Source organism: Shigella sp. FC1567 (assembly GCF_001743015.1).
Classification (GTDB): domain Bacteria; phylum Pseudomonadota; class Gammaproteobacteria; order Enterobacterales; family Enterobacteriaceae; genus Escherichia; species Escherichia coli.
Window position 1 is genome coordinate 1 of record NZ_MIIV01000178.1, and the last position, 3,704, is coordinate 3,704.

The window sequence follows — 3,704 nt, forward strand, 5'->3', positions numbered from 1 at the left end:
TCGGCCTTTGAGGTCGTGGTATGGATGACGGATGGCTGGCCGCTGTATGAATCACGCCTGAAGGGAAAGCTGCACGTTATCAGCAAGCGTTACACTCAGCGCATTGAGCGACATAATCTGAATCTGAGACAACATCTGGCAAGGCTGGGACGGAAGTCACTGTCGTTCTCAAAATCGGTGGAGCTGCATGACAAGGTCATCGGGCATTATCTGAACATAAAACACTATCAGTAAGTTGGAGTCATTACCATCATCGCGAAGAAGCGATGCTCTTTAAGGTACGCCCACAACTCCGGCGGCAGATCCGCCAGCTCATGAGTAATCTGGAAATCATTCGCCATCCGGCAGGCTTCTTCTACCGGGCCGTCGAGAAACGCTTGCTCTTCGGCGTCAGGCGCGGCTGCGGATAGTTATGCAGCTTTTTCCAGTCCGGCTTGCCCTGGAACAAGTCGCCCTCCCACCAGGTGGTGCCCGCATCAATCGCTTCTTTCTCAGTGCGCGACATCGGCGGCATCACCTTACGGAAACCTCGAAATACCGGCGCGGAAATCATCGACTTACGCATAGGCGCAAAGTTAAATGGCACGAGGATAATGGCCAGAGGCACCAGTACCCACGCCGACCACAGACCAGCAACGCCGAGGGCGGCTGTCCAGGCGAGCAAAATCAGACTGCTGATAAATAAGCTCACGCGGTGATAGAACAACGCGCCGAGCAGGACAACCGTAGCGAGAATACTCAAAATCATCATAACGAAAAGCCCCTTACTTGTAGGAGGTCTGACCACTTGTGATGATATGGTTGTAGTGGATGTAAATACATTTAGCAATGTATTTACAATATAATTACAACAAAGCTCACATTGTTGCTGTTTTTATCCGCACTTCAGGTCAAAAAGTCCTGGTCATAGCACCTGCCCGTACTTCTCGCTTTTGGCGGTATCCGGTACACTGCATTTTGTCTATTACATTTATGCTGAAGGATATCCTCATGTACCAAGATCTTATTCGTAACGAACTGAACGAAGCGGCGGAAACGCTGGCTAACTTTTTAAAAGATGACGCCAATATTCACGCCATTCAGCGCGCGGCGGTCCTGTTAGCAGACAGCTTTAAAGCCGGTGGCAAAGTGCTTTCCTGCGGCAACGGCGGTTCCCATTGCGACGCTATGCACTTTGCCGAAGAGTTGACCGGTCGCTACCGTGAAAACCGTCCGGGCTACCCGGCGATTGCTATTTCTGACGTTAGTCATATTTCCTGCGTCGGTAATGATTTCGGTTTCAATGATATTTTCTCCCGCTACGTTGAAGCGGTAGGTCGCGAAGGCGATGTACTGCTGGGGATCTCCACCTCCGGTAACTCTGCAAACGTGATCAAAGCGATCGCAGCGGCGCGTGAGAAGGGGATGAAAGTGATCACCCTGACCGGTAAAGACGGCGGCAAAATGGCTGGCACGGCGGATATCGAAATTCGCGTACCGCACTTTGGTTATGCCGACCGCATTCAGGAGATTCACATTAAAGTGATCCATATCCTGATCCAGTTAATTGAAAAAGAGATGGTTAAGTAAGTCTGGCGTAGGCCGGATAAGGCGTTTACGCCGCATCCGGCACTTGTGCGCTGATGCCTGATGCGATGCTGACGCGTCTTATCATGCCTACAAATCTGTACGCGAACCGTAGGCCGAATAATTCGTTTACGCCGCATCCGACCTGAAAATTCTTAAATCAATCTTCGCCGGGGGCCATGCGCTCCCGCTGTTGTGGAGGTTACCCATGTGCGAATTGCTCGGGATGAGCGCCAACGTCCCTACCGATATCTGCTTTAGTTTCACCGGACTTGTACAGCGTGGTGGTGGAACCGGGCCACATAAAGATGGCTGGGGCATTACCTTTTACGAAGGTAAAGGCTGTCGCACATTTAAAGATCCACAACCCAGCTTTAATTCCCCCATCGCCAAACTTGTCCAGGACTACCCGATAAAATCCTGTTCGGTGGTGGCTCATATTCGCCAGGCTAATCGGGGCGAGGTGGCGTTGGAAAATACTCACCCATTTACCCGCGAGTTATGGGGGCGTAACTGGACTTATGCCCATAACGGACAACTGACGGGCTACAAATCACTGGAAACCGGCAACTTCCGCCCGGTAGGCGAAACCGACAGCGAAAAAGCCTTCTGCTGGCTGCTGCATAAATTAACGCAGCGTTACCCGCGCACGCCGGGCAACATGGCAGCAGTGTTTAAATATATCGCTTCACTGGCGGACGAACTGCGGCAGAAGGGCGTTTTCAACATGCTGCTTTCGGATGGGCGCTATGTAATGGCGTATTGCTCGACGAATCTGCACTGGATCACCCGCCGCGCACCGTTTGGCGTGGCAACGCTGCTGGATCAGGATGTAGAAATCGACTTCAGCTCGCAGACCACACCGAATGATGTGGTCACGGTGATTGCGACACAGCCGCTGACGGGCAATGAAACCTGGCAAAAGATTATGCCAGGCGAATGGCGCTTATTTTGCCTCGGGGAGCGTGTAGTTTGATGCCAGTTGTGGCTGCACAACTTCGTGGCTTAACGGCTTGCTGACCACGTAACGACCATTGACCACAGAAACGGTCGGTGGCTTACGGGTTTGCTCAAAGTAGTCGTAACCCGGCTTCAGTTGCTCCCAGAAGTCCTTAAAGTTGGAATATTTATGGCGCTTCATATTGGCGTCGGTCATGCGGAACGGGTAAATACTCACTTGCACGCTCGGCTGACCAAACACCAGCGCACCAGTAACGAACTGGAAGATCTCATCAATACCCTGATTGGTCATTGCGTAGCAGCCGATGGAAACACAATCGCCGTGGATCATCAGGTATTTCCCTTCATAACCATGCGCACGGTCATAGGCATTGGGGAAACCAATATTAATCGCTTTGTAGTAACGGCTGTCTGGTTTTAACTGATTACGCTGGACGCTATAAAACCCTTCCGGGCTTTTGAAATCGCCCTGACGCTGTTTTGGCCCTAAGCCGCCGGAATATTTACAGATTTTATAACTGTCGAGCAGCTGATATTGCTCGCCCATTTTGACGTAGAGATCGAGCGTACGTTCTTCCTTGAAGATCTGGATGTAGACAGGGGATCCCATCAACTGCTGCTTATACTCTTTGCTCACTGGCGTGGTCGAGCTACTGCTGCCCAGCAAACCGGCAAACGAAACGCACGGGATCAACAACATCGCAAGAATTAATGCGATTTTACGCATACTGCTTATTCCTTGATAAAACGGTTACACACGCCAGGACGGCAAAATGGATCCCAAATCGGAATAGTCTGGATTTGGAAGGCTCACATTATCACCAAAAGAGTTTTACGCAAGCCTGTCGGCGCAGGGTTTACAAATTTAGCACAGGGGCAGTTTTCAATAGTCCGAAAAGCGCATGTATCATTTATTTCCTAAGATTATGGGTAATGACTCCAACTTACTGATAGTGTTTTATGTTCAGATAATGCCCGATGACCTTGTCATGCAGCTCCACCGATTTTGAGAACGACAGTGACTTCCGTCCCAGCCTTGCCAGATGTTGTCTCAGATTCAGATTATGTCGCTCAATGCGCTGAGTGTAACGCTTGCTGATAACGTGCAGCTTTCCCTTCAGGCGTGATTCATACAGCGGCCAGCCATCCGTCATCCATACCACGACCTCAAAGGCCGA

At 50.7% G+C, this 3,704-nt stretch carries 5 protein-coding genes and 1 pseudogene; 3 read left to right on the plus strand and 3 right to left on the minus strand.

Annotation, left to right across the window (positions count from 1 at the left end; genetic code table 11):
• A partial coding sequence (locus tag BHE85_RS12050; RefSeq protein ID WP_001393844.1) for an IS1 family transposase occupies positions 1 to 234 on the plus strand: 234 nt, incomplete at its 5' end.
• An 11-nt stretch (positions 235 to 245) separates the two neighbouring features.
• Here the strand turns inward: BHE85_RS12050 and fadE are convergent.
• Positions 246 to 751 (minus strand): annotated as a pseudogene (fadE, locus tag BHE85_RS12055) (acyl-CoA dehydrogenase); the annotation flags it as partial.
• Between the two features lie 239 nt (positions 752 to 990).
• On the opposite strand from fadE, the gene lpcA reads away from it, so the two are divergent.
• Entirely contained in the window at positions 991 to 1,569 is a 579-nt protein-coding gene (gene lpcA, locus BHE85_RS12060; protein ID WP_000284050.1) for a D-sedoheptulose 7-phosphate isomerase, read from the plus strand.
• Between the two features lie 205 nt (positions 1,570 to 1,774).
• Positions 1,775 to 2,542 carry a class II glutamine amidotransferase gene (locus BHE85_RS12065; RefSeq protein ID WP_000333380.1) on the plus strand — a complete coding sequence of 256 codons (768 nt, stop codon included), beginning with the start codon at positions 1,775 to 1,777 and terminating at the stop codon, positions 2,540 to 2,542.
• Here BHE85_RS12065 and dpaA read toward each other — a convergent pair.
• Together dpaA and BHE85_RS12075 are read right to left on the minus strand one after the other, a co-directional pair.
• Positions 2,513 to 3,253: a peptidoglycan meso-diaminopimelic acid protein amidase gene (gene dpaA / locus BHE85_RS12070; protein WP_001225679.1), complete on the minus strand. Its 741-nt coding sequence runs from the start codon at positions 3,251 to 3,253 to the stop codon at positions 2,513 to 2,515. The genes BHE85_RS12065 and dpaA overlap by 30 nt on opposite strands.
• Before the next feature lie 217 nt (positions 3,254 to 3,470).
• Positions 3,471 to 3,704, minus strand: a 234-nt coding sequence (locus BHE85_RS12075) for an IS1 family transposase (RefSeq protein WP_001393844.1), incomplete at its 5' end; no start/stop codon positions are given.

Excerpts from the sequence above, each read along its gene's own strand:
- BHE85_RS12065 (WP_000333380.1), top strand. The coding sequence starts at position 1,775 with ATGTGCGAATTGCTCGGGATGAGCGCCAACGTCCCTACCGATATCTGC.
- dpaA (WP_001225679.1), bottom strand. The coding sequence starts at position 3,253 with ATGCGTAAAATCGCATTAATTCTTGCGATGTTGTTGATCCCGTGCGTT.
- lpcA (WP_000284050.1), top strand. The coding sequence starts at position 991 with ATGTACCAAGATCTTATTCGTAACGAACTGAACGAAGCGGCGGAAACG.